The organism is Pseudomonas sp. LAIL14HWK12:I7, from assembly GCF_000483465.1.
GTDB lineage: Bacteria > Pseudomonadota > Gammaproteobacteria > Pseudomonadales > Pseudomonadaceae > Aquipseudomonas > Aquipseudomonas kermanshahensis.
In genome coordinates this window covers 315,267-341,552 of sequence record NZ_KI519606.1, presented here as the reverse complement: position 1 = coordinate 341,552, position 26,286 = coordinate 315,267, and the positions used below count along the sequence as shown (strand labels likewise).

The following is a 26,286-nucleotide window of genomic DNA, read 5'->3' as shown; positions in this document are numbered from 1 at the left end:
ATCACCTTTGGCACAAGAAGGATTTCGCCACCTTAGAAACAGTCACCACCTAAACTTTTTACGAACAGCTCCACTGCGTTCACAGCGTCAGCACACCGTCAACCCGCTGCCGCACTCAGCACCTCGCTGCAGCGCTGATCATCTACTTGATCTTCCGAATAGTAAGAAAAGGAATTATACGCCGTTAAACCTTCAGCCCTAGGCGCGATGCTTTTGACTGCCGCCCTCAACGTGCCATGTTCAAAGGCCATGTTCTTAAGCGCTGGGTACACTTCAGCCAACAGTGGGTTAACCTTTTCGATCCTGTCCTCGAAGGGCTCGAGATTCACCTGAAGTATCATCCTACGCAGAATAGGAACTTTACGCCCCGTCACGCGGTTGAATCGGCACTGATTAAATTGTGCACTGGGCAGCCCAATTGCCCTATCCTTCACATTATAGAAAAAAGCTTCAACGGGAAGCGCTGCGGCTGTTTCAGCCGTCCACGAGGTCACCTTGAAGTCATTAGGCACGGTGGTCTTTTCGGACGCCCGCTCAACGACCGCCAGTGCCGTCATAAACGCCTCCGTTACATTTGGCCCCTTAAGGGAAAACGCGCACCGCGTGTCGTAGGCCTTATCTTCAATGGGTGAATGGGCCTCAAACCAGGCCTTGGCATCTTTAACAATGTCACTCGACACCACACATGGCGCACTGCTGTCCTTCTTGTCCTCATATGCTCCACAACCCTTGTCTGAGCGTTTGTCCGAGGCACCATCAACGGGATAGACGCAGGTTGGCTGCAACTTCAATTGACCCGGTTGTTCTTGACCTGGCGGTGACACAATATAACCATTGGTGTATCCATACGCTAACCGCTCAAAGGATATACCGATGCGCACGTAACTAAACGAGGTATCGTGCGTTGCTCCCTTTCGGGCGGGATCCCACGCGTTAAAATGCTTTCCACGCGGATCGCCCACACCTCTTATCAATAAACCGGAGCATTCGTAAGCCGGGCGATTATTCGGACAGGACTCTACATAAGCTTGATAGCGCAATGTAACTTTTTTCTCTATTTCCTTACCGTATCTATTGAGCTCAGGCCATGCCTGTACAGGCCCGATCATCGCCAGCATTATCAACCCTACACAATGTACACGCATCTATTAACCTCCATTTTTCAAGAGATAATGCACTCCACTGTGCGCTTTGCACGCCCTTGAATGACACACTGGATAGTGATGAGCGTCTACTGGTAAAAATGATAGGTTGACGCGAATCGACTATGAGCTGGGCTCCGTATAAAGGTCCGAGAAACCGCTCACCCTGCCTCACCCTCCGGTCTTGCGCGGTCTGGGTAGGAGCAGCCTTGTGCTGCGAAGAGGCCGGTAGCAGCCCTGAAGATTCCCGGTTTGCTCACGGACCTCTTCGCAGCACAAGGCTGCTCCTACACCGAAATGCGTATGCCTCTTACAGGTCATCCACAAACGGCAGCGGTAGTGCGGCCATTTGCAGGCACTGCAACCGGTACTCAAAACGCAACCACAGGTGGTCAAAGAAGTACGCCGCCGTTTGGCGTTTGCGCCGGTAGAACGGTTGCTCCACTTGCAGTAACGCCAAGCGTGCCGCTCGGGCCCAGGCATGGCCGAGCAACACCATCGCTAACGCTTGCAGGAAGTCACCCGCTGCCCGGTAGGCATATTCCCTATCATCATGCCGCACAAGCCCACGCACCCAAGCGCGTAATCCTTCACTGGCTACGTGCAACTGCTGCGCCCAACGCCTGCCTTCGGCGTCACTCGCCAAGACCGCATCTCCCAGCACGTGGTCGAGCAGCGCTTCCAGCGCCTCGCCACGGTCGCCCAACACCTTGCGCACGAGCAGGTCGTTGGCCTGGATCTCATTGGTGCCCTCGTAAATCATGGCCACGCGGCTGTCGCGCACGGTCTGCTCAATGCCCGATTCGGTGACGTAGCCGTAGCCGCCAAACACCTGCAACGCGTCACTGGCCAGCTGGAACCCTTGCTCGGTGAAAAAGGCTTTGACCACGGGCGTGAGCAAGCCGATGCGGGCCTCCAGGGTGTGACGGGCCGCCCCTTGCGACTGCTCGGCAAGGTCGAGCAGATGGGCACTCCAATAGCCGATGGCGCGCATGCCTTCGGTCAGCGCCCGAAACTGCCACAACACCTGACGCACGGCCGGCTGGAAGGCCACCGGGTCCGCTGCGGCAGCTTGAGCACCTTCAGGGCGCACCACCGCACGCATTTGCACACGCGCCTGTGCATAGGCCATGGCACGCTGCCCGGCGCTTTCGGCGTGGGCCAGGCCCTGCAGCCCGACGTAAGTACGGGCACTGTTCATCATCACGAACAACGCAGCCAAGCCGCAATGGGGCTCGCCGATGAGCCAGCCTTGAGCCTGGTCAAAGCTGAGGCTGCAAGTGGCGCTGGCGTGAATGCCCATCTTGTGTTCGATGCCGGTGCAATGAACGCCGTTGGGCTGGCCGTGCTCAGTCAACTTGGGGACCAGGAACAACGACAGCCCGCGGCTGCCCGCAGGCGCATCGGGCAGCCGGGCCAGCACCAGGTGCACGATATTGTCAGTGAGGTCGTGCTCGCCCCCCGAAATGAACACTTTGTTGCCCGTCAGCCGATAAGCCCCCGCTTCATCCAACCGCGCCTGCGTGCGTAGCAGCCCCACATCGCTGCCGGCCTGGGGTTCGGTCAGGCACATGGTGGGCAGGCATTCACCGCTGACGATCTTGCCCAGCCAGGCCTGGCGCAGCTCGGCAGAGCCAAACGTGCGCAGGCACTCGTAGGCGCCATGGGCGATGCCGCTGTACATGGCCCAGCCATGGTTACAGGCGTAGATCACTTCGTGCAGCGCCGCGCCGAGCAGCAGCGGCAGGCCCTGGCCGCCGTGCTCCACTGCGCAGGTCAACCCTGGCCAGCCACCTTCCACGTAATGCTGGTAGGCCTGGCGGAAATCTTTCGGGGTGGTCACTTTGCCGGCGTGGAAGCTACAGCCTTCGCGGTCGCCACTCATGTTCAACGGCAGCAACTGGTGTTCTGCAAAGCGCGCGCCCTCCTCCAGCAGTTGGTGAGCCAGCGCGCTGTCAACGCCGGCAAACCGCTCGGATTCTTCCCAGGCCGCTGGCGCTTGCAGCCAGTGATCGATCACGAAACGGATGTCTTGCAGCGGAGCGCGATAGGTAGACACGTGAACCTCCTTTTCAGGTCTTGGCCAGTGGGTTTTCCAACAGCAAGGCCATGCCCTGGCCACCGCCGACGCAGGCCGATACCACGCCATAGCGCTGGCCACTGGCGCGCAATTGCCGCGCAACGCTGATCACCAGGCGCAGGCCGGTTGCGGCCAGCGGGTGGCCAAGGGCGATAGCGCCGCCACAGGCATTCAGCCGTTCCGGCGCGATGCCCAACGATTGCTGCACCGCTACAATCTGCGCGCCCTGGGCTTCGTTGATTTCAAAGCAGGCGATGGCGTCCAGCGCCAGGCCTGCCCGCTCCAGCAGCAAGCGGATGGCCGGCACCGGGCCCAGCCCCATCAGCTCAGGCGCCACGCCCACCACACTGCTGGCCCGCAACCAGGCCATCGGCATGCGCCCAGCCAGCTGGTCTGCCGAACACATCAGCACCGCCGCTGCGCCATCCACCACCGCACAGCTATTGCCCGCGGTTTGCACCCCCTGCGGGTAAATCGGGGGCAGTTGCTGCAAACGCTCGAACGCAGTCGCGCGCGGGTGGCTGTCTTCGGAGACGGCTTCAACGCCACGCGGCAGGCGAATGCCGCGTGGCAACAAACCCGGTGCTTCAAACACTTCATTGCCAACACTGACGCACTCGTCGGCAAACCACCCTCGCGCCCGCGCAGCCATGGCCCGCGCGAAGCTCTGGGCCGCCCAGGCGTCTACTGCCGCCCGGGGGATGTGACAGTGCCGGGCGATGTTCTCGGCGGTCTGGATCATGCTGATGCCAACAGCGGGGTCGAACAGGGCTTCCCAGAGAAAGTCCTTGAAGCCGACTTCGCCGCCCAAGCGAAAACCGCCACGGAGGGTGTAGGCCACGATCGGATTGCGTGACATCGACTCGGCCGCCACACACAGTACGGTGCCCGCCTCCCCCGCCTGGATTTGCTCACCCGCCTGGCGCAGCAGTTCAAAACCGGTCGCGCAGATGCGTTGCACCATCAGCGCCGGCACCGCCTGGTCGACGCCACAGTACAGCCCGATATGCCGGGGTAGCATGTAGGCGTCGAAGTCAGCCTGGGCCATGGAGCCGGCCAGTACGCTGTCGACGTCGCGCCCCTCCAGCCCGGCGCGCTGCAACACTGCGCGGCCGGCCTTGATGCCCAGGTCGGTCGGCGAGACCAACCCGAATGCGCCATTGAGATCGGCCCACGGCGTGCGGATACCATCGAGCAACGCGGTCGCCGCAAACGCGCGGAATTGCCCCCGGGCCGTCATGGCGCGTCTACACGTAACGGCCCCGGCCCGGCGTACAGGCTGTCGATCAGGCCCTGGCGCAGTTGCAGGACCGCACGCTGGTTGATCGAGCCTTTGTCGGTGATCTCGCCGCGGTCGATGGACGGCGCTTCGTCGGCCAGGCCCGCGAACTGGATGAAGCTGGCGTTACCCGTGGCGCCTCGGTTGAGGCTGGCCAGCAGACTCGACAGCCAGTCCCGCACGGCAGGCGATGCCAGCACCTGGGCATCACTGGCCTGGTCGCCAAGCCCGGCCAACTGCCGGCACTCCGGCAACCGCGGGAAGATCAGCAAGCCCAGGCATTCGCGGTCAGGGCCCAGTACCACGACGTCCAGCACATATGGGGCACCCTGCAGGATCACCTGGGTGCGCATGGGCCCGACGCTGACGAACACCCCGGAGGACAACTTGAAGTCCTCGGCAATACGCCCGTCGAACATCAGCCCAAGCTGCGGGTTGTCGGGGTCGCACAGGCGCACGGCATCACCGCTGCGGTAGAACCCTTCGTCGTCGAACGCCGCTTCGGTTTGCTGGGATGAGCGCCAGTACCCCGGCATCACATGCGGCCCGCGAAACCTCGCTTCGAGTTTGCCGTCCACCGGCACCAGCTTGACCTCGCAGCCCGGGGCCGGCAGGCCAATGTAGCCGGCGACCGACAGCGGCCCCGTGGTGAACGTACACGACGGCGAGGTCTCGGTCATGCCCAGCCCCGCCATCATGCGGATGCGTTCGCCGCAGTGGGCCACGGCCACCGCGTCAAGCCGGTCCCAAATGGCCTGTGACAACCCGGCGCCGGCAAAAAAGAACAGCTTCATGCGTTGGAAAAAGCGTTCGCACAGGCTGCTGTCCTGCTCCAGCGCCTTGACCAGTTCTTCCCAGCCCTTGGGCACGGTCAGGTACGCCGTGGGGGAAATGTCCTTGAGGTTGTGCAGCGTCTGGGCAAAGCCTTGCGGCGTCGGCTTGCCATCGTCGATATACAGCGTGCCGCCGTTGTACAGCACGATGCCGACATTGTGGCTGCCGCCAAAGGTGTGGTTCCACGGCAGCCAGTCGACCAGCACCGGTGGCACTTCGGCGAATTCCGGAAAGGTCTGCAACAGCATCTGCTGGTTGGCGCAGAGCATGCCCTGGGTGGTGACTACAGCCTTGGGCAGCTTGGTGGAGCCGGACGTGAACAGGAACTTGGCCAGGTTTTGTGGGCGCAACGCGGCAAACGCTTGGTCGGCGCAAGGGTGTGCGGCAGTGGCCAACACCTCGGCGAACGGCGTGCTCGCCCGGCCTGGCAGTTCGCCCTCGCCCAGCACCAGTGTCACCGAGGGCTCGAACACCGCATCGATGGCTCTGCCATAGGCTGCGTCGGCCGCGAACACCAGGCCCGGTTGCAGGGTCTGGACGATATGGCGCAGCTTGCCAAAATCCTGGGACAGCAGTGAATAGGCCGGCGATACCGGGCAATATGGGATGCCGGCATACAGCGCGGCCGAGGCCAGTTGCACATGCTCAAGGTCGTTGCCCGAGAGGATCACCAGCGGGCGTTCGGCGCTCAGGCCTTGATCCAGCAACCAGGTGCCGATGCATCGAACACGCTGCAACATGGCAGCGTAAGTAATGTGCTGCCACTCGCCATCGGCACCACGGCGGGCGACGAACGTTTGCTCGCCGCGCTGTTCGGCCCAATGCAGCAAGCGCTCCATCAGCCGTGCCGGGTAAGCAGCAAGGGGTTCCACAGGGTCCAGGTAGAGGATGTCGCCTTGTTGGCGCACCTGTACCTGAGGCTGCCCGATCTTGACGGCGCGCAAGGGCGCACGCTGGGCAACGGAGAGGGTTTCGCAGACCATGAAGGCTACCTCTGCCTTAGTGCGCCCGAGGGCCGAGAGGCCCCCAGATGCATTCGCTATTGTTGTTGTGAGTGCGTGGGTTAGATCGGGTAGTGCCGGGCGCCCTGCTGCACGGTGACCCAGCGCAGCTGGGTAAAGGCGTCGATGGCCGCCGTGCTGCCGAAGCTGCCGTAGCCACTGGCCTTGACCCCGCCAAAAGGCATCTGCGCCTCGTCATGCACGGTCGGGCCATTGATATGGCAGATGCCCGACTCCAGGCGCTGGGCAAGGGCCAGGGCGCGCTGGGTGTCACGGCTGAAAATCGCCGCGCTCAGGCCAAACTCAGAGTCGTTGGCCAGGGCCAGCAGCGCTTCGTCACCGCTGGCGCGTAGCACCACCGCGACGGGGCCGAACGACTCTTCGCGGTACAGCTTCATGTCGGCGTTGACCTGATCGAGCAGCACCGGCTGCATAACGCTGCCCGTGCGCTCACCGCCCGCCACCAGGGTCGCGCCCTTGCTGACGGCGTCATCAACCAGCGCCTGTATGCGCTCACCGGCCCCGGCATCGATCAATGAACCCAGCGGCGCATCGGTTTGTGCAGGGTCCGCTGCGCGCAAGCTGCGGACTTTTTCACCGAGCTTGGCGACAAACGCATCGGCCACGGCCTGGTCGACGATCAGCCGCTCGGTGGACATGCAGATCTGGCCCTGGTTGAAGTAGGCGCCAAACGCTGCGGCATCCACCGCGGCATCCAGGTCGGCATCGGCCAGCACCAGGAACGGCGCCTTGCCGCCCAGTTCGAGCACTGCAGGCTTCAAGTGACGCGCCGCCAATTGCCCAACGATGCGCCCTACATGGGTAGACCCGGTGAAGTTCACCCGGCGCACCGCCGGGTGCGCGATCAGCCGCTCGACCACCGCCGGCGCATCGTGCGGGGCGTTGCTGATCACGTTGACCACGCCATCCCCCAAACCGGCCGCCTGCAACACCTGGCCGATCAGGCCATGTACCGCTGGGCTGGCTTCGGAGGCCTTGAGGACTACGGTGTTACCGCACGCCAAGGGCATGGCGATGGCGCGTGTGGCCAGAATCACCGGTGCATTCCACGGCGCGATGCCCAGCACCACGCCGCAAGGTTGACGCAGGGCCATGGCAAAGCTGCCGGGCACGTCGGAGGGGATGACGCTGCCCTGGATCTGGGTGGTCATCGACGCCGCTTCACGCAGGATGTTGGCCGCCAGCATCACGTTGAAGCCGTACCAGTTGTCCTTGGCCCCTGTTTCCCCGGCCATGGCCAGAAATTCGTCGCGCCGTGCGTCCAGCGCATCGGCCGCCTTCAGCAAGCGCGCGCGACGCTCGCCTGGCCCCAGCGCAGCCCACGCGGGGAACGCCGCCTGGGCTGCTTCGACCGCCGCATCAGCGTCGGCCAGGGTGGCCGCAGCCACCACCGACACCACCTCGCCGCTGACCGGATGGCGACGCTCGAACGTGCCGCCGTCGCTGGCCGCACGGGCCTTACCGCCAATTAACAATGGCACCTCGAACATCGGGCATTCCTCTTTTCTGATTATTCGGGAATGAACGCCAAGATCACTCAGCGCTTGTAGGCTTGCAGGCCAGGCTTGATGCTCTTGTCGTCAAGGAACTGCTTCAAGCCCTGCGCACGCCCGTGCTCCGGGTCACGCAGTTGCGCCTGGTCGAGCTTGGCGTACAGGTAGTCTTCGTTCTGCTCCCAGGTCAACTCGCGGCAGCGCTTGAAGCCGTTTTTGGCGGCGCGCAGTACCACCGGGTTCTTGTCCAGCAGGTCCTGGGCCAGCAGTACCACTTCATCGCGCAGTTGCGCCAACGGCACGCTTTTGTTGACCAGGCCCATTTGCGCGGCTTTCTGCCCGTCGAAGGTCTTGCCGGTCATGATGTAGTACAGCGATTCACGGTGGCCCACGGTGTCGGCCATGGCTTTGCTGACCAGGTTGCCCGGTGGGATGCCCCAGTTGATTTCAGACAGGCCGAAGGTGGCTTCATCGGCGCAGATGGCCAAGTCGCAGGCGACCAGCGGGCTGAAGCCGCCGCCGAAGCACCAGCCGTTGACCATGGCGATGGTTGGCTTGCTGTAGAAGCGCAGCAGCTTCCACTGCCATTCGGAGGCATCGCGGCGGATGCGCTCTTGAAGAATCTCCGGGCCGGCGTCCACCTCGCGGAAGTACTCCTTGAGGTCCATGCCGGCGGTCCAGGCGCTACCTTCGCCGGTCAATACCAGCACACGGGCGTCGGCGTCCTGCTCGATGGTTTCCAGCACATCGCGCATTTCACGGTTGAGCGTAGGGCTCATGGCATTGCGCTTTTCAGGACGGTTGAAGCTGACCCAGGCGATGCCTTGCTCGACGGTGACTTTCACGGTCTGCCAGCGGTTGTCGTATTGGCCCATCACACACCTCTTGTACTGATTGTTCGTTGTGGTTGGCCGAACATTAGCCCGGCCATTTAGTTAAGTCAATTAACCATTAACAAAATTATCTATTTAACTTCGAAGGCGTCGTAGACGACGGCATTGCCCAGGCGCATGGCACTGCCGACGCCCACCGTGCGGTTGAGCCAGGCGTACTGAGGGGCCGAGGTTTCAAAGTGCATCGTGATGCGGAACTGGTACAGGCTGGGGTCGACATCCTCGCCGGCGGCGACTTTTTTCATCACCTCGGGCGGGCCGAAGCGATAGCCCTCGGTACGCAGGTAGATCAACGCGCCGTCGTCGGTCTGCAGCAGGTAACGGGTGTCGATGATGGCGACGCCCTCGGGGGTAACCACTTGCCAGTCCGCGCCATTGTTGAGGATGGTGCCCTTGAGCCGGGGGCCCTCGAAATGCCCACCCGTGATGGGGATGATTCGCCGTTTGCCCTGCCCGCTGGTGGCGCCCAATTCCCAGATCGGTGCCACCAGGTCAACGCTGAAGCGCGCCAGCGGCTCGAGCTTGAGCGGCGGCGGTTCATAGCTCGCGGCCTGGGCCAGTGCGGCGCAGCTGCTCAAGCACAGGGCGATAAGCCCTTTACGCAGGCTCATGGCGCTACCCCTTGCGAAGCCGCAGCCTCGGTGTGCGGTGCACGCCGCCCCAGCAGCGCCATCGCCGCCACAGCCGCTACCACCAGGCCCGGCGAGGCCGCCAGCAACAAGCCCCCTACCCCGGCGCCAGCGGCGAGAATCTGCCCTGCCGCCAAGGGCCCGGCCATCGACCCCAGCCGGCCCACGGCCACCGACGCGCCCACCCCCGTGGCGCGCACGTGTGTCGGGTACAGCGTGGGGGCCAGCGCGTACAGCACCAACTGGCCGCCGATGGCGCAATAGCCGGCGGTAAAACCGGCCAACAGGATCAAACCGAAGGTGGTGGACAGGCCCAGCCCCGCCAGGGAGGCGAGCATGCCGGCGTAGGCGATCAACACCGCACGCCCAGCGTGCCCACGGTCCATCATGCGCCCGGTCAGGAATGACCCCGCCGCGCCGCCCAGGTTGAACAGGATTTGCACCGCGCCGGCCTGCGGCCGCGAATAGCCCTGGCCGATCAGCAGCGAGGGCAGCCAGTTCAGCAGCATGTACAGCACGGTCAGGGTGAAAAAGCATGCCAGCCACAGCAACAGCGTGCGGCTCGCCCGGCCGGGGCCGAACAGTTGCGCTGCCAGCCCGTTCTGCGTGCCGCTGGCGGCGGCCTGGGCGCGAAACGCCTGGGACTCCGGCAGCCAGACCATCAGCACAAAGGCAATCGCAATGGGCGCAAAACCGCCCACGTAGAACACCGTGCGCCAGCCCTCGCCCAGGCCCGCCATGCCAATCACCGAAGCGATGGCGCCACCCAGCGGCACGCCGCAGTAAGTCAGGCTGACCGCCGTGCTGCGCAGGCGCTCATGGGCGGCCTCACTGGCCATGGCGATAAGGATCGGCAGCGCCGCGCCCAGCCCCAGCCCGGTCATCAGCCGCGCCACCAGCAGCGATGGGTAGTCCCAGGCATGCGCGGTGGCCAACGAGAACCCCCCGAACAGCAACACGGCCAGGATCAGGATGCGTTTACGCCCCATGCGGTCCGCCAGCCAGCCGCCGACGAAGGCGCCTGGCAACAGGCCGAGCAAGCCGGCACTGAACACCCAACCCAGCATGGCGGGGGTCAAGGCGAATTCCTTGGCCATGTGGGGCGCGGCAATGCCGGTGGCTTGCAGGTCGAGCCCTTCGAGCAGCGCGACGAGAAAACACAGGCCGATCGTCAGTACCGGCCGGTGCGATTGTGCGATTGAACCACTCATGTGCAGCCCTCTTGTTGTTATGCGAATAGGAGTCAGAGCCTGAAGGTCGCACGTACCGACACCAGCGAGGCGTCGTCGCCCCCGGCATCGCGGATGGCGGCGCCTATGTCGTAGTACTTCAGGTCCAGGTCGAGCGTCAGGTTAGGCGTCGCCAACCAGCGGGTGTTGACGCGGTAGATGGTGCCCACGTGTCGGCCGGTGTCGCGGGTGTTGGCGAGGATGCTCATGCCAGGCATGTATACGCCGTCGTGGGTGTTCTGTTTCCACACCTCGAAGATACCGGGTTCGAAACGCAGGGTGCGCCAGGGTGAAAAGCCAAAGGTCGGGCCGATGACGATGATGTTGCTCAAGGTGGTCAGGCTGGCCTCGCCGTACACGCCGTTGCGCGGGTACAACGGGTCGAAGGTACCGACTTTGCCATCGCCCAGGTCGCCGTCACCGCTGGCCGCATCCAGGCGCATGGCCAGGCGTGGGGCCCAGGGGTGGTTGAAGGTGTAGCCGGTGTCGCTGGACACCGCCCAGGCACGAATGGAGGCGTTGCCCAAATGCCCATTTTGGCCGGCCAAGTCCCAACTCCAGTCCAGGGCTTGGTAGCGGCCGAACAGGCGGGTGCCGAACGTGTAGCGCTGTTCATCACCGGTTTCACCCGCCAGGGCGCGGTCGTCGGTTTCCAGGCCGAAGGCGAACAGGTCAATGTTCCAGGCTTGGGTCAACGGCAGGGTGCCGTACAGGCCATAAAACTTGACCCCATTATTGCTGCCGTCATCCCAGCTGTCCTCGCCGGTCTTCACCGGCCGTACCGCAAAGGCATCGAGCTTACGCCCGTCCTTGAGGTTGAGGCTGGCGCGCAGGCCGTCGAAGGTCTGGCGGATGTTGGGGGAGTCGCGGTAGGTGACGAACACCTGGTTGCCGAACGCCATCTCCTGGCGGCCGACACGGGCCGTGTAACGCCCGCCGTCAATGTCATGGTTCAGGTCGATAAAGGCCTGGCGCACTTCGTTGCGGCTTTCGTCGTTCGGTGAGTACAGGTCCTTGCCGAACGCGCGGGTGTTCTCGACTTGCACAAAGGCACGCAGCGCATCGTCGAACAGGTGCAGGTCGGCGTGGGCTTGCAGGCGCTGCATCAGGTAGGAATCGTCTTTGATCCCGCGCAGGCCGAAGAAGGGTTTGTCCAGTGAATCGGCGCGGTAGCGCGCTTCCGCGCCCAGTTGCAGCCATGCGCTATCGGACAGGCGATGGTAACGCAGGCCATCGAAAGGATCGCGGGCTTTACCTGGGTCATCCAGAAAACGGTAATCCTCGACCCAGCGCGGCGCACCAGGCCGCCCTGGGCGGCTGTCTTCCAGGGGGCTCGCCGCTTGTGAAAGCTGGGCGATTGATAACAGCGCCAGGGACAGACATGCCCCCGTCAGCGGCTTCGTCATCAGAATATCCTTTCTTGTTGTTGTGAAAATGGATAACTCTGTTAACGATTATTTTGTTTAACGATGATGCCGTCAATAGCCGTCAGCGCTTATCGCATACAACGGGGCGCGATCACTGTTCGCTGATCGAACAGTTTTTAAACCCGCTATTTAGGCGGATTGCCTGGATGAACCCGGACAGAAGCGTTTCAGCCAGGGTCGTCGCCGGTCTTCATTCCTTGACAAGATAATTAAATAAAAAAATCATGTAGTGCATCCCACCCACAATAATAAAGAGAAACCCATGATCCCCTCCAAGCCCTTGCTCGCTTTCAGCTTGCTGCTGCTCGGCGCCAGCCAAGCGTTCGCCGCGCCAACCGTTAAACAACCCAACATTTTGCTCGTGGTCGCGGATGACCTGGGGTTCTCCGACCTGTCTGCGCTGGGCAGCGAGATCGCGACCCCGCACCTGGACAAGCTGCTGGCCGACGGACGCCTGATGCTCGACTTCCATGCCTCACCCAGCTGCTCGCCCACCCGCGCCATGCTGATGTCCGGCAACGACCCGCACCTGTCCGGGGTCGGTATGATGGCCGAGTCGCGTGGGCGCCTGCCGGCGGGCAGCGAGGTGCAACCGGGGTATGAAGGGGTGCTCGGCGCCAATGTGGCCACGCTCGCCGAGTTGTTGCGCGATGCCGGTTATCGCACCTACATTGCCGGCAAGTGGCACCTGGGCATGACGCCCGCGCAGCAGCCGCAAAACCGCGGCTTCGACCAGGCGTACGTGTTGCTGGAGGGCGGCGCGGCGCACTTCAAGCAAACCAACATGGGCCTGCTGCCCAACTACAGCTGGAGCTTCCGCCACAACGGCGAGCCGGTGGAACTGCCCAACGACTTCTACTCGACCCGCTGGTTCACTGACCGCCTGATCGACGTCATCGACCAGGGCAAGGCAAGCCAAAAGCCCTTCTTCGCGTTCGCCGCCTACACCGCACCGCACTGGCCGCTGCAAGCGCCCGACGCGTACCTGGCGCAGTACCGTGGCCGCTATGACCAAGGCTACGAACAGATCGCGCGCGAGCGGCTGCAGCGCCAGCGCAAGGCCGGGCTGGTGCCTGCGGACTTCCCGATGGAGCCACAACTCGAAGGTGTGCCCAGCTGGGCGTCGCTGACCCCGGAGCAACGGCAACAGTCAGCACGCACCATGGAGGTGTATGCCGCGATGGTGGCAGCACTGGACGCCGAGGTGGGCCGCCTGGTGGACCACCTGCGTGAAACCGGCGAGCTGGACAACACCCTGGTGTTGTTCATGTCTGACAATGGCCCGGAAAACGCCAACCGCGTCGACCCGGAATGGATCAAACGCAATTTCGATAACCGCCTGGACAACTACGGCCGGCCTGATTCGTTCCTGATGATCGGCTCGGCATGGGCCCAGGTCAGCGCCCTGCCCAGCCGCCGCTACAAGATGACCACCTACCAGGGTGGCATCCGCGTACCGGCCTTCGTCCACTACCCTGCCACGATAAAACCCGGGCGCAGCGAAGAACTGGCCAGCGTGCGCGACATCATGCCGACCTTGCTGCAACTGGCCGGTGCTTCACTGCCTGGCATCAAGTACCGCGACCGCGACATCGTGCCACCGCAAGGCACCTCGGCCCTGGCTTACCTTGAAGGCCGGGACACGCAGATCCACCCCCGCGACGAGGCCATGGGCTGGGAAATCAACGGGAACGCCTCACTGCGCAAAGGCAACCTCAAACTGCTGTTCGACACCACCGACGCTGCACCGGCGTGGCGCTTGTTCGATTTGAGCAAGGACCCAGGCGAGCACCATGACCTGGGCGCACAACAGCCCCAGCAGGTGGCCGAACTGCTGCGCGACTGGAAAAGCTACGCCCAGCGCAACAACATCGTTATCACGACCGAGGGCCGGCCTGTTTCCCCCGCGCTGGTCAGCAAACCATGACACCCCGGCTGCTCGGGGGCGCGGCACTCGCCCTCGGCGTGCTTGCCGCCGCCTATGCGGCATGGCCCGCAGCCCCTGCACCGGCGCTGCTGTGCAGCGGTTACAGCGGTGTGCCCGCGCCCCGCGAGGGGCCGTGGCGCGACGGCATGGTACGGCTGCCCGGTGGCACCTTCAGCTTCGGCTCAAGCCGCTTTTACAGTGAAGAAGGCCCACCGCACCCGGCCAAGGTTTCGGCCTTCTGGATCGACGTGCACCCGGTCACCAATGCCCAGTTCGACCGCTTCGTGCAGGCCACCGGCTACGTGACCCAGGCTGAACAGGGCATCGACGCGCAAGCGGCCCCTGACCTACCTGGCACGCTGCGGGTGCCAGGGGCGATGGTGTTCAAACAGGGTGCCGAGGTATTACGGCCGGGCTGGCAGTTCGTTGCCGGGGCGAGCTGGCGCCACCCCCTGGGGCCCGATAGCCATTGGCGTGAGCGGGCAAACCACCCGGTCGTGCAAGTGACCCTGCGCGATGCCCAGGCTTACGCCCAATGGGCCGGCCGCACACTGCCCACCGAGGCCCAGCTGGAATACGCCATGCGCGGTGGCCTGCAGGATGCGGATTTCAGTTGGGGCGCTACCGAGCAGCCCACAGGCAAACCCATGGCCAATACCTGGCAGGGCCAGTTCCCCTATCACAATCAAGCGCTCGATGGCTTCACGGGCACATCCCCGGTGGGCTGCTTCGTGGCCAATGGCTTTGGCGTGTTCGACGCGGGGGGCAATGTCTGGGAATTGACCCGCAGCGGCTACCGCCCTGGGCATGATCAGGCCCGCGATGCCGCACTCGACCCACTAGGCCCGGCGCTGGACGACAGCTACGACCCTGCCCAACCCGGCACACCAGTGGCGGTGATCAAAGGCGGGTCACACCTGTGCTCGGCGGACGCGTGCATGCGCTATCGGCCTTCCGCACGGCAACCGCAGACGGTGTACCTGGCGACGTCTCATGTCGGGTTTCGGACGGTACGGCAAGCAGAGGGCGAGTGAAGCTACCTGGGCCGATTCCGCGGCGACCTCTGCCCCTGAATCAAGGCCGGCACCAGCACACCTGCAGCCTGCGCCAGCCGCTGGGTGGCAAGGCGGATTTCATCCACATCCAACGAGGCAAACCCCAGCCGCAAGGCGTTCTCGCGGTGGCCAAACGGTGAAAACTGGCCGCCGCCACGCACCACCAGGTCCAGCTCCAGCGCGTTGGCCGCCAGCTGGTCGACGTCGAGGGTGTCGGCAAACTTCACCCAAAGCGCCAACCCGCCTTCCGGCTCCTGCACCGCTATCTGCTCGCCAAAGGCATCGCGCAGGCCACTCAACAGGGTTTCCCGTCGCCGTCGATACTCCGTGGACACCCGGCGCAGGTGCTTTTTCAGTTCGCCGTCATTGATCAGGTCGGCCAACATCCGTTGCATCACCGCATCGCCCTGCCCCAGGGTCAGCACCGCTGTGCGCTCAAGCACCTCGATCACATTCGGTGGCGCCACGATAAAGCTGCAACGGAAGGTACTACCCAACGACTTGGACAACGAGCCGATGTAGATCACATGGCGTTGCGAACGGTCGCTGGCCAGCGGCAGATAAGGGCGCCCGGCAAAATGGTACTCATGGTCGTAGTCTTCTTCGATCACGCAAAAATCATGCAGCCGCGCCAACTCCAGCAGTTGCTGCCGGCGTGCCGCATGCAGGCTGACCGTGGTAGGGAACTGGTGATGAGGGGTGAGGTACATCATGCGCACGTCGTGCAGCCGGCACAGCGCGTCGATCTGATCGACCCGGCAGCCTTCCTCGTCCAGGTCGACGGTGACCAGCCGCGCGCCCAGCTGGCGGAAAATCTCCCACGCCGGCGGGTAGCTCAGGCGCTCGACCAGCACCACGTCACCCGGCTTGAGCAAAGCGCTGGCCGTGAGGTACAGCGACATCTGCACACCTTGGGTCAGGCAAATATGCTCGGCCCCCACATTAAGGCTGCGGTTGTGGCGCAGCATGTCGGCCAATGCACTGCGCAGGTACTGGCTGCTGCTTTCGCAGCCATGGCGCACGGTGTTGGTGGTGAAACTGTTGCGCAAGGCCTTGCGGTAATAGCGGTGCAGTACAGCCTGGGGCAACAGGCGGTGGTCACAGGCGCCGTTATCGAAAAACAGCGCGCCAGGCCGATGTTGCAGCGCCGTCACCTGCTCGCTGTTGGTGAAGTAGGGAACGGCAGGCGCCTCGTGCAGCGCCAGGGCAAATGACGGCGGCGCGCTGTGGGCGGCCAGGGTGCCGGCAGCGAGCCGGGTGCTGACGAAGGTGCCCCGGCGTTGCACGCTCTCCAGCCAGCCTTTGGTAACCGCCTCTTCATAAGCGAGGATCACCGTCTTGCGGTTGACATCAAGCAGCTGCGCCATTTCCCGCGTGCCGGGCAACAGCGTGCCGGGGCGCAGGCGGCCCTCGACGATCGCGGTCACCAGGCCCTCGACGATCTTTCTGTACGAAGCCTGCGGCTGAGCCCCGTCGAGCTTGAGCAACGGCCGCCATTTGCGAAGCTGGACCATGTGAATTATCCAGAACTGGAGGTTCTTATGGTCCTAGTCTAACGCAACAATCAGGCCTTTCTCGCCCCCAATTCAGCCCTGAGGTGTGTGTGTATGCAGCAACGCCATGTCATTGAACTGTCGCCCTCGGGCAAACGCTTCGAAGCCGCAGAAGGCTTGCTGCTCGACGCCATGCTCGCCAGCGGCCTGTCGGTGCCCTTCTCGTGCCGCCGCGGGGCCTGCGGGTCGTGCAAGGTCCAGGTGGTGTCGGGCCAGTACCGGGACAAGCAGCGCAGCGCAGACATGCCCGCGCCCTGCTACCCCCTGGCCGCCAACGAGATGCTGCTGTGCCAGAGCCATGCCTGCAGTGACATGCGCCTGGAAATCCCCGGCTGGTCGCTGGACACGCCAACGCTGGCCATCACTGCCCATGTGCTGAGCCAGCGCGCGCTGAGCGTCGACATCATCGAACTGGTGCTGCTGCCCACCCAGCCTCTCGAAGTGCGCGCCGGCCAATACGTCAGGTTCTGCCTCGACAATGGCGACAGCCGCTGTTTCTCCATCGCCAACCTGCCTGCGCAGGACCAGGGGCGCTTGGTGTTTCATATGCGCAAGGTCAGCGGCGGGCTGTTTACCGAACGCGTGCTGCCCACGCTGCAGGTGGGCGATGCGCTGCAGTTGGAAGGGCCGGTGGGCGCCTGCACCTGGCAGCACGAAGAACAACGCCCGGTCGTGCTGTTCGCCACCGGCACGGGCTATGCCGGCATCAAGCCGTTGTTACTGACGGCCCTTGCTGGCCATGCTCCAGTCACGTTGTATTGGGGCGGCTCATCGCTGGCCGACTTCTATGACGGCGACTTCCTCGACCAGGCAAGCCTTGCCCACCCACACTTTCGCTGGCACCGCGTGCTATCGGCCCAAGCCCGCGTACAACAGGTCGCGCTGACACATGCCCACCGGTGGGCCGATACCCAGGTCTATGCCTGCGGCAACAGCGCGATGATCACCAAGGCCCGCGAACAGTGCCTGGCAGCGGGCGTGCAGGCTCACCGCTTTGTCGCCGAGGCTTTCGTTGCCAGCGGCGCATCGGCGCCAGCGGCTGCGTCGCTGAGCACGCTGGACCCGGTGCTGGAAAAAGTCGGCCCACGTTACTCGTTGGACGGCATGCTCGCAGCCCGCGAGCAATCGGTGCGGGCCCTGGCAGCCATTGTCAGCCAACTGAAAGTCGGCATGACCACTGCCGAGGCGTTGCAGATGGCGGCCGAGACGTTGCAGGCGATGGGCGCGTCGCACACCTGGCACCCGACCTATATCCGCTTTGGCGACGACACCGTGCGCACACCCCGCCAAGGCATCGACCCACAGCGCCAACTGCGCGCCAGCGACATCGCCGTGGTCGACCTCGGCCCGGTGTGGGATGGCTACGAAGGCGACTACGGCGACACCTTCGTGTTTGGCGAGCACCCGCTGTATCACGCCTGCGTCAAGGCCCTGCACGACGTGTTCGAAGAAACGCGCCAAGCCTGGTGCGCGGGGCTGACCGGCCGTGAGCTGTACGACTTCGCCGAACGCAGCGCCCTCGCCAAAGGCTGGCAGCTGGAGCGCAACCTGGCCGGGCATCGCATTGCCGACTTCCCGCATGCCCTGTTCGGGCAGGACAAACTGGCCGAGTTGGACATCGTGCCGAGTGAGATGGTGTGGGTGCTGGAGATTCAGCTGTGCCACCCCACCGAGCCGGTTGGGGCGTTTTTCGAGGACATTCTGGTTGGCTGAAGCGACCCACCAACCGGGCAAGGTCAGCAGGCAGGCGTGGCTGGGCCGCGCCTGCCTTCAGTGACCTCTTAAGGACGAACTGCAGTCACTTCGATCTCAACACGCCAGGCTGGGTGCGCCAAGCCTGCAATCTGGAACGCGGAACGTGCAGGCAGGACTGGCTGCTTGGCGTCTGGGCCGAAGAACTGGGTGTAGCCGGCCATGAAGCCGTCGAAGTCCATCTTGCCGCCGTTCTCCGGGCCGCCTACCAGGAATACCTGCATCTTCACCACATCCTTCAGGCCCAGACCGAGGTCTTTGAGCTGCTTCTGGATGTTCTCGAGCACATTGATGGTTTGTGCTTTGGTATCACCGAAGGATTCCAGCGAATCCTTGGCTGCCTCTGGGTGAATAGCCGACGGAACAGAGCCGCTCAGGTAAACGACGGTCTTGCCTGCGGGTACTTCGACAGCTGCCGAAATGGGGAAACTGCCTGCGCTGTGGCGCACGACATCCTGTGCATGAACGCTTCCGGCACCAGCAATTGTCAGGGCCAATGCAGCAACGGTCTTGAAAGCGACCTTCATGTGTTTCTCCTAGTTGATTACCACGGGTGATGTGCACGCCTCGACGAGGCATGCACGGTCATTCCATTGTCGTAGCGGGGTTTAGAATCGATACAGGCTAAACGGTGTTGGGTCCAGCACTGGGGCTTTGCCCAGCAGCAGGTCGGCCGTCAATTCGGAAGACACCGGGCTTTCTGTCATGCCCCAACCGGTCGCGGTGTTGATGACCAGGCCAGAGTACTCTTTGACGGTCGAGATGATCGGGTTTTCGTCCGGGGCGATCGCCATGGCGCCGCTCCACTGATCGATCAGTTTCGACTCGGCGAAGGCTGGGAATTCGACCTTGAGTTTTGCCAGCGAGGCATTGAGCTCTGGAAGGTCAGGGGCCGCCGTCATCAGCCTGTTTTTCTCGAACGGCGACACTTCATCCAGCTTCCAGCTGGTTGGCTGCAGGAACGAATCGATCAACTGCTTGTTGAGCGAGACGTGAACCGGGAAGTCCGGGATGGCCAGCAGTGGCAGGTACTTGTAGCCATACATGAAGGACTCTTTGACCACCGGCGCAACCACGACGCGCGGCGAGGTGGCGTAGGTGCCGTCAGCTTGCTCGCGGAAGTAGATGTTCCCTGGCAACGCAACGTTACCGCCCGGTGCACGAGGTGCCGCGCTGATGATCTGCTGGGACTGGTAGGCAGGCAAGGTCGGTACATCGACACCCAGGTTCTGCATGAACAGCCTGGACCAGGCACCGCCGGCCACGACGACGCGAGAGGTCTTGATGGCGCCCTTCTCGGTCACCACGTCGGAGATGGCACCTGCTTGGGTTTCCAGCCCACGCGCAGCGCAGTGGGTGTAGATGCGCACGCCCATTTTCTTGGCGTACTCGGCCATAACGTACGAGGCACGCTCGGCGTCCAGGCTGCCCGAGTCTTCCTCGAACCCTGCGATCTTCCAGCTGGACGAGGCACCGCGCAGGCGCTGCTCAAGTTCAGTGCCTTGAATGATGCGGGTCTTGAAGGGGATGTCGGAGCCAACCTCACGGGTTTTGAGGTCGATCCACTTTCTGACGCCTTCCAGGTCTTCTTCATCGAACGGCACTTCGACACGGCCTTGAGTGCGGTAGCTGGTGTCAGCACCAACCTTGGCATTCATTTCGCGCCAGCGTTGCTTGGCAAGGTGGTGCAACTGGAAGGTCGCATCCGGCATCTTGTAGGTCATGACCTGGCCATAGAACCGGCAGGACTGCTCGCCGGCAATATCACCTTTCTCAACGATGACGACCGACAGGCCACGCTCGACCAGGTTGATCGCGGTGGTAAGACCGAGAATGCCCGCGCCGATGACGACCACGTCTGCTTGCTTGGGCAGCACACCCTCGGTGCCTTCGACAAAACCGAACCGCGGTTTGCCGGGGATCAACCGACCCTCGCGCGTCAGCATAGGGGTAAGAATCCCCGCACCTGCCGCAGCTGCCACAACGCCGCCGCCAATCAAAAACTTACGCCTGGTCATTCCCATGACACTTTCCTTACCTAGCATTCAGTATCGGTTACATCAGCCCGAACAACGGGCGCATGCAAGGCCGACAGCCCACCTGGCCAACTATGCGGCCATTGTGTGAGGCTGACGGTTCAAATTGAGGGCGGCTATTCTGGTGATGCAGCACTGCGGGAGGAATCGCTGGGGGCAAATACTTAGTTCACGTATTTCGTAACTTTCACACAAAGGACATAAATAGTTGATATGGCGACGTGGCGACTGCGTAAGTGGCGCTGTCCACACGTTGGCAATTAGCTGGCCACAGCTTCTTTGAACTAATTGGTTAACCCTACACCCTAAGCCTGAGCAGCAAGACCATTGCCACTCACTAGAAAGGTTCGATCATTTATGAAACGTGAACAGATTGAAGGTGTTGCAGAGCAGGTAACCGGTAAAGCACAAAGCGCGGTGGGTCGGCTGATTGACGACCCCGCCCTGGAAGCTGAGGGTGATGGGCGCCAGGTCGCTGGCCAACTCACTAAAAGCTACGGTGACGCATTGAATAACGTTTCTACTTTTGTGAAAGAGAAGCCCATCGCAGCGCTGGCCATTGGTGCAGCCATCACGTTAGTTCTGAGCCGCCTGTTGCGGCGTTGAGCATGAGAGTTCACGGGCCTTTAATGCCAGTCAGTTAGGTGTTATCGCCGGTAATTGGGGCCGCTGCGCAGCCCATCGCAGCGGTTCGGCGCCCCGACAAGCCAGCTCCTACAGGGATCGCGTATTTCTTGTGAGTCGCGCTAACCTGTAGGAGCTGGCTTGCCTGCGATGGGCCGCGCAGCGGCCCCCTAGGCCCTAACTGACTGAAACCCAAGTAAGAAAGAATGTCGGACCACTGTGGGATGCTTGCTCAACAAAAATACCAGCTGACATCAAAAAAACTGTTCTTCGTTTTACTAGGGGTTTTATCGCTCATGCAAATACCCCACGCCTTCGCAGAAAACGCCAATGGCAAAAATCTCTATGTGCAACGATGTGCGGTATGCCACGGAGCAGATATCAAGGGAACCGGGGCGTTAGCCACTAAAAGCAACCCTCCCACACCTGACCTTACAACGGCTGCCTTCAAGAAACGCCTGAACGATTACCCAGGCGTTATTGTGGCGTCAGTGATACTTCGACCAAATTAAAACGCCGGCACCACATCACCGTGATAGCGATCGAGGATGAACGCCTTCACCTGCGGCGAGTTCAACAACGCCCCCAGCTTTTGCACCGCTGGGTCGTTGGCCTTGTCCCGGCGCACGTACAGGTAGTTGGCATACGGCGACTCAGCGCTTTCGATAAACAGCGCATCCTTGTGTGGCACCAGCTTGGCCTCCAGCGCGTAGTTGGCGTTGATCAGCGCCATGTCTACCTGGCCCAGTACGCGCGGCAGCATGGCGGCTTCAAGCTCCTTGAACTTCAGGTGCTTGGGGTTGCTGGTGATGTCGGCGGCGGTTGCCATGATGTTGCTCGGGTCCTTGAGGGTAATCAGCCCCTGCTTGGCGATCAAAAACAGTGCGCGCCCGGAGTTGGTAGGGTCGTTGGGGATCGCGACGGTGGCGCCATCCTGCAGCTCGGCGACCGATTTTATCTTGCTGGAATAGGCACCGAACGGTTCGATGTGCACGGCCACGACCGGTACCTGATCGCTGCTCGGGCGGTCTTTCTGGTACGCCTCGTAATAAGGCTTGCTCTGGAAGTAGTTGGCGTCCAGTCGGCCCTCGTCAACCTGGCGGTCCGGCTGGATGTAGTCAGTGAACACCTTGACCTCGAGCTCCACCCCCTGCTTGGCCAATTCGGGTTTGAGGAACTCGAGGATTTCGGCGTGAGGCACGGGCACCACGGCGATCTTGAGCGTTTCGGCCTGTGCAGTACCGAGGGTGGCCGCCAGCAGGGCAAGCGAGAGTGCAATGCGCTTCACGAGAGTGTTCCTTCGAATCGTTTGAGGGTGAAAGAGGACAGGTCAAGGTCGGTGGAGCCGCGGGTGCACCACTGTGCAAAGGCTTCGCCCAAGGCAGCCGAGTGTTTGAAACCGTGGCCAGAACAGGCCGACACCACCAGGGTGTGCTTGAGCGTGGGGTGTTGGTCGATGATGAAGTGCCTGTCCGGGGTAACGGTGTAAGCGCACACGGCCGACTTGAGGACTTTGTCGGTAACCCCGGCAATACGGCCTTGCACTTGCTGCTCGTACATTGCGCGAGCTTGTTCGGCAGACACACTGCGGTCCAACAAGTCGGGCTGCGAAGCCGTGTGGTACTGAGCCGTGGCAATTTTCAAGCTGCCCTCGCCGGGCTGCGCAGGGAAGCCGTAGTTGATGCTGTTGTCGCCGCGCCCATGGGTGAGGATGAACGTGGGCGATGCGCCCTCCAGGCCTGCACCCGGCTCAAGCTCAAACCAGAACAGCATTTGCCGGTAGACACTCAGCAACCGGTCGAAGGGCTCACCCAACAACCCGCCCGCCCAGTTACCGGCGCTGAACACCAGCTTGCCAGCCTTGACCGTGCGCAGGTTGGTGGTAACCGTGACGCCGTGCTCATCCGAACTGATGCCGGTCACCGTTTCGCCAGTGTGCAATGTGGCGCCGTGCTGCGCTGCCAAGCGCAACTGCACCTCGATGCAGCGCTCGGGGCGCACGAAACCGCCACCGGGCTCGAAGTAACCGATCGCGTCATCGCGCACGTGTGCGAATTGTGGAAAGCGCTGGCGGATTTGCTTGGCATCGAGCACTTCGTGTTCGATGCCATAGGTCTTGGCCAACCCGATGGTGCGCAGGGTGAAGTCGCTTTTATCGTCGGGGTCGAAGTCGGGGCTGGACGTCAGTGCGAGCAGGCCAGACTGTTCGAACAACGACTCGCCGGACAGCGCTTCCAGTTCTCGCCAGAGCTGCTGGGCCCGTTTGACGATGGGCACATACTGCGCGCCCTCGCCTACAGAAAGCCGGGTGATGCGTGTATCGCCGTGGCTTGAGCCAAGGGTATGCGGGGGGTGATAGCGGTCGATACCGACCACATCGACACCCGCCTTGGCCAACTGATACACGGTGGCGGCGCCCATGGCGCCCAGACCGATGACGATGACTTCACAGTGCTCCACGGGCAGCGCTCGTTCAAAAAGGCGCTAGTTGAAAGCAGGCGGGCTCGGGAGACAAAGAATTAAAGGGTATATCGTTATGCCTATGTGTTCTCTGGAAGGCCTGAGCCAGAGCGGGTCCAGGCTTTCAGGAGCCGGCTTGCCGGCTCCCATAGGCCTCACCTGAATCAAAATCTGACCCTGGTGCCATCAATCCAGGTGGTTGATGCACACCACCTTGGGCTGGGTCATGTCCTCATAGGCAAACCGCACCCCTTCGCGGCCCAGGCTGCCGTATTTGAAGCCCCCAAACGGCATGGCGTCGAAGCGGTAATCGGAGGAGTCGTTGATCATCACGCCACCGGCCTCGATCCGCCGCGCCAGCTTCAGCGCCGTCGACAGATCTCGGGTGAATACCCCTGCATGCAGGCTGTATTCCGGGGCATTGGCCAGGGCAACGGCCTGGTCGAGGGTGTCGAACGGCTCCAGGATTACTACGGGGGCGAACACTTCCTGCAGCCAGATACGGCTGTCGTGGCTGACCGTTTCCAGTACCGTAGGTGCGTACAGAGCACCTTGCCGGCGATGACCGCAAAGCAGCGTCGCCCCCTGCCCCAGCGCTTCTTCTACTAGTTGCTCGGTACGGCGGGCCGCCTGCTCGGTAACCATCGGGCCGACATCCGTGTCCGGGCTGGCGGGGTCACCCAGCTGCAAAGCTTTGGATTGCGCGACGAACTGCTCGCGGAAGGCTTCGTACACCGCGCGCTGCACCAGAATCCGTTGCGTGCCGATGCAGTTCTGCCCCGCCGCCCAGAAGGCCCCAGAGACACAGGACTCCACGGTCGGCCCCAGGTCACAGTCCTCCAGCACCAGTACAGGCGCATTGCCGCCCAGGTCCATGGCGAGCTTTTTGAGCCCTGCGCTGCGGGCGATCGATTCGCCGGTGGTAAAACCGCCGGTGAACGAAATCATGCGCACCTCACGCAACTCGACCAGCGCCTTGCCCAGTTCGACACCACCGGTTGCCGTGGTCACCACGTTTTCGCCAAGCCCGGCCTGCACCAGACAATCGACCAGTTTCAACGCCGACAACGGCGCCAGCTCGGACGGTTTTAGGATCACCGCATTGCCCCCGGCAATCGCCGGGCCCAGCTTGTGCGCCACCAGGTTCAGCGGGTCGTTGTAGGGCGTGATCGCGACAATCAGGCCCAGCGGTTCGCGGCTGAACCAGCCTTGGCGGGCTTCGGACCCTTCATAGGCTTCGAACGGCACCACCTCCCCGGCATTGCGTCGGGCTTCTTCGGCGGACAGCTTCAGCGTGTTCACACAGCGCTTCACTTCCTTCTGGGCCTGACGCAGGGTTTTACCGGCTTCGGCCACGATCAAGTTGGCGAACACAGCCGCATCGGCTTCGACCAACCGCGCCGCTTCTTCGAGAATGCGCGCGCGACGGTGCCGGGGCATCGCTGCACTCTCAAGGCACCCCGCCCGTGCGCGTGCCAGCAAGGCGGGCACGGCCGTGGCGTCCAGATTGGGCACACGCCCCACCAGACGGCCGTCGAAGGGGCTGAACACGTCGATGTGGCTCGGCGCTACAGCGTGAACACTGGCCATGCGAGATACGCTCATAAAGGCTCCGTTAATGACGCGGGGTGGTGTGCAGGGCGATGATGTCGGAGAGCAAGGCATAGGCGGTTTCGATACGCCCTGCGCCCGGCCCGGACACCGTGACCGGCCCCAGCAGCCCACTGTTGAACGACACCGCATTGACCGCGCCATTGATGCCGGCAAGCGGATGATCGAGCGGCAACAGACGCGCTTCGACACTCGCGGACACCGTGCCGTCAGCGCCCTTGCTGGCAGCGCCGATCAGTTTCCAGCACTGCCCCGTGGCATGCGCCTTGACGATATCCGACGCACTGATGCCGCTGATGCCCGAGCACATCACGTCGCTGACGCTCAAGCGCGCATCCAGCAACTCGTTGGCCAGGATCACTACCTTCAGGCGCACGTCATAACCTTCGACGTCCGCCGTCGGGTCGGCCTCTGCGTACCCCAGTTGCTGCGCCTGGGCCACCGCATCCGCGAACGACATGCCGTCTTTCATGCGGGTCAGCACGTAGTTGGAGGTGCCGTTCAGAATGCCTTCGAAGCCTTGAATTTGCGAACCTGCCAGGGCCTGCTTGGCCAGGCGGATCACCGGGGTGCCGCTCATGACCGCGCCTTCGTATTCGAACGCGACATTGTGGCGGCGCGCCAGCGCCTTCAGTTCGGCGCCGTGCAATGCAATCGGCCCCTTGTTGGTGGTCACCACATGGATGCCACTCTCCAGCGCCCAGCGGCAGAAGGTGGCCGCCGGCTCGCCATCGACCGGGTTGGTGAAGGTAGCCTCAGCGATGATGTCCGCGCCGGACTGCTTGATGACGGTCTCGTTGAACGCCTCGGCAGTGCCCCCTGCAATCAGGGCGAGCGCGCCCTTTTCGGCGGGCAAGGCTGCCAGCGCGGCAGCGTCCAGGCCATTGCGGTCGACCACCGAACCGAGGAACAGGTCGGTGACGCCGACGATCTTCAGGCTGAAGCCGAGGGTGGCCTGCCAGCTGTCATTATGCGTTGCGATCAACTGGGCCAGGCCTCTGTTGACACCGCCAAAACCGACCAGGGCAATGTTGTATTCAGTCACGAAGGCATTCCTTTTTGCTGTTGTTTGATGGGCCTAGCGTACGAGCCGGCTACGGGCAGTTGAATAGGCCAAAGTGCCGTATTTATTGGGCGTTCTGCCCACACGCGAAATGGCCACTTTACGGATGCCACAGGCAGCTCGCGTTCCCTGTCGGAGCGGCCTTGTGTCGCGAAAGGGTCGCAGAACGACCCCCAG

20 protein-coding genes and 1 pseudogene are annotated in these 26,286 nt (G+C 62.8%); 5 read left to right on the top strand and 16 right to left on the bottom strand.

Annotated elements, in window-relative coordinates; all coding sequences use genetic code 11:
• Positions 1 to 98 precede the first annotated feature (98 nt).
• The 9 genes from D886_RS28265 to D886_RS0124235 form a co-directional block, all read right to left on the bottom strand.
• On the bottom strand, positions 99 to 1,145 hold the full coding sequence (locus D886_RS28265) for a hypothetical protein (protein ID WP_155951463.1): 1,047 nt from the start codon (positions 1,143 to 1,145) through the stop codon (positions 99 to 101).
• Between the two features lie 307 nt (positions 1,146 to 1,452).
• The gene (locus tag D886_RS0124270) at positions 1,453 to 3,201 is read right to left on the bottom strand and encodes an acyl-CoA dehydrogenase (protein ID WP_027596368.1); all 1,749 of its coding nucleotides are present in this window, start codon (positions 3,199 to 3,201) and stop codon (positions 1,453 to 1,455) included.
• 13 nt (positions 3,202 to 3,214) lie between these two features.
• The gene (locus tag D886_RS0124265; RefSeq protein WP_027596367.1) at positions 3,215 to 4,462 is read right to left on the bottom strand and encodes a thiolase family protein; all 1,248 of its coding nucleotides are present in this window, start codon (positions 4,460 to 4,462) and stop codon (positions 3,215 to 3,217) included.
• Positions 4,459 to 6,318 (bottom strand): feruloyl-CoA synthase, encoded by a 1,860-nt coding sequence (locus D886_RS0124260; RefSeq protein ID WP_027596366.1) that lies wholly within the window; start codon positions 6,316 to 6,318, stop codon positions 4,459 to 4,461. Before D886_RS0124260 ends, D886_RS0124265 begins: the two co-directional genes overlap by 4 nt.
• A gap of 80 nt (positions 6,319 to 6,398) precedes the next feature.
• Entirely contained in the window at positions 6,399 to 7,847 is a 1,449-nt protein-coding gene (locus tag D886_RS0124255; protein WP_027596365.1) for an aldehyde dehydrogenase, read from the bottom strand.
• Between the two features lie 47 nt (positions 7,848 to 7,894).
• Positions 7,895 to 8,725, bottom strand: a complete 831-nt coding sequence (locus D886_RS0124250) for a p-hydroxycinnamoyl CoA hydratase/lyase (protein ID WP_027596364.1) — start codon at positions 8,723 to 8,725, stop codon at positions 7,895 to 7,897.
• Between the two features lie 89 nt (positions 8,726 to 8,814).
• Entirely contained in the window at positions 8,815 to 9,354 is a 540-nt protein-coding gene (locus D886_RS0124245) for a DUF3237 domain-containing protein (protein WP_033694340.1), read from the bottom strand.
• A complete protein-coding gene (gene mhpT / locus D886_RS0124240) occupies positions 9,351 to 10,583 on the bottom strand; it encodes a 3-(3-hydroxy-phenyl)propionate transporter MhpT (protein WP_027596362.1) in 1,233 nt (410 codons plus the stop codon). Before mhpT ends, D886_RS0124245 begins: the two co-directional genes overlap by 4 nt.
• Before the next feature lie 32 nt (positions 10,584 to 10,615).
• The gene (locus D886_RS0124235) at positions 10,616 to 12,007 is read right to left on the bottom strand and encodes an alginate export family protein (protein WP_027596361.1); all 1,392 of its coding nucleotides are present in this window, start codon (positions 12,005 to 12,007) and stop codon (positions 10,616 to 10,618) included.
• Between the two features lie 283 nt (positions 12,008 to 12,290).
• On the opposite strand from D886_RS0124235, the gene D886_RS0124230 reads away from it, so the two are divergent.
• Entirely contained in the window at positions 12,291 to 13,955 is a 1,665-nt protein-coding gene (locus D886_RS0124230; protein ID WP_027596360.1) for an arylsulfatase, read from the top strand.
• The gene (locus tag D886_RS0124225) at positions 13,952 to 14,989 is read left to right on the top strand and encodes a formylglycine-generating enzyme family protein (RefSeq protein ID WP_027596359.1); all 1,038 of its coding nucleotides are present in this window, start codon (positions 13,952 to 13,954) and stop codon (positions 14,987 to 14,989) included. Before D886_RS0124230 ends, D886_RS0124225 begins: the two co-directional genes overlap by 4 nt.
• A 2-nt stretch (positions 14,990 to 14,991) precedes the next feature.
• Here D886_RS0124225 and D886_RS0124220 read toward each other — a convergent pair whose 3' ends face one another.
• Positions 14,992 to 16,524, bottom strand: coding sequence for a PLP-dependent aminotransferase family protein (locus D886_RS0124220; protein ID WP_027596358.1), 1,533 nt, complete (start codon positions 16,522 to 16,524; stop codon positions 14,992 to 14,994).
• Positions 16,525 to 16,617: 93 nt separating this feature from the next.
• Between D886_RS0124220 and D886_RS0124215 the strand changes: the two genes are divergently transcribed.
• Positions 16,618 to 18,276: an NAD(P)H dependent flavin oxidoreductase family protein gene (locus D886_RS0124215; protein WP_027596357.1), complete on the top strand. Its 1,659-nt coding sequence runs from the start codon at positions 16,618 to 16,620 to the stop codon at positions 18,274 to 18,276.
• A 68-nt stretch (positions 18,277 to 18,344) separates the two neighbouring features.
• Here the strand turns inward: D886_RS0124215 and D886_RS0124210 are convergent, their stop codons facing one another.
• Positions 18,345 to 18,842 carry a RidA family protein gene (locus D886_RS0124210; RefSeq protein ID WP_033694339.1) on the bottom strand — a complete coding sequence of 166 codons (498 nt, stop codon included), beginning with the start codon at positions 18,840 to 18,842 and terminating at the stop codon, positions 18,345 to 18,347.
• A gap of 81 nt (positions 18,843 to 18,923) precedes the next feature.
• Entirely contained in the window at positions 18,924 to 20,315 is a 1,392-nt protein-coding gene (locus D886_RS0124205) for an FAD-binding oxidoreductase (RefSeq protein ID WP_202883856.1), read from the bottom strand.
• A 393-nt stretch (positions 20,316 to 20,708) separates the two neighbouring features.
• Here D886_RS0124205 and D886_RS0124200 point away from each other — a divergent pair, with 393 nt between their 5' ends.
• Together D886_RS0124200 and D886_RS28095 are read left to right on the top strand one after the other, a co-directional pair.
• Positions 20,709 to 20,957 (top strand): CsbD family protein, encoded by a 249-nt coding sequence (locus D886_RS0124200; protein ID WP_027596354.1) that lies wholly within the window; start codon positions 20,709 to 20,711, stop codon positions 20,955 to 20,957.
• A 242-nt stretch (positions 20,958 to 21,199) separates the two neighbouring features.
• A pseudogene (locus D886_RS28095) lies at positions 21,200 to 21,484 on the top strand (c-type cytochrome); the annotation flags it as partial.
• Here the strand turns inward: D886_RS28095 and D886_RS0124195 are convergent.
• The 4 genes from D886_RS0124195 to D886_RS0124180 form a co-directional block, all read right to left on the bottom strand.
• Positions 21,484 to 22,263, bottom strand: coding sequence for a MetQ/NlpA family ABC transporter substrate-binding protein (locus tag D886_RS0124195; RefSeq protein ID WP_027596353.1), 780 nt, complete (start codon positions 22,261 to 22,263; stop codon positions 21,484 to 21,486). The pseudogene D886_RS28095 and the gene D886_RS0124195 overlap by 1 nt on opposite strands.
• Positions 22,260 to 23,435, bottom strand: a complete 1,176-nt coding sequence (solA, locus tag D886_RS0124190; RefSeq protein ID WP_027596352.1) for an N-methyl-L-tryptophan oxidase — start codon at positions 23,433 to 23,435, stop codon at positions 22,260 to 22,262. Before solA ends, D886_RS0124195 begins: the two co-directional genes overlap by 4 nt.
• Positions 23,436 to 23,621: 186 nt before the next feature.
• Positions 23,622 to 25,040 (bottom strand): aldehyde dehydrogenase family protein, encoded by a 1,419-nt coding sequence (locus D886_RS0124185; protein WP_027596351.1) that lies wholly within the window; start codon positions 25,038 to 25,040, stop codon positions 23,622 to 23,624.
• Between the two features lie 10 nt (positions 25,041 to 25,050).
• The gene (locus D886_RS0124180; RefSeq protein WP_027596350.1) at positions 25,051 to 26,091 is read right to left on the bottom strand and encodes a homoserine dehydrogenase; all 1,041 of its coding nucleotides are present in this window, start codon (positions 26,089 to 26,091) and stop codon (positions 25,051 to 25,053) included.
• Positions 26,092 to 26,286: the final 195 nt, after the last annotated feature.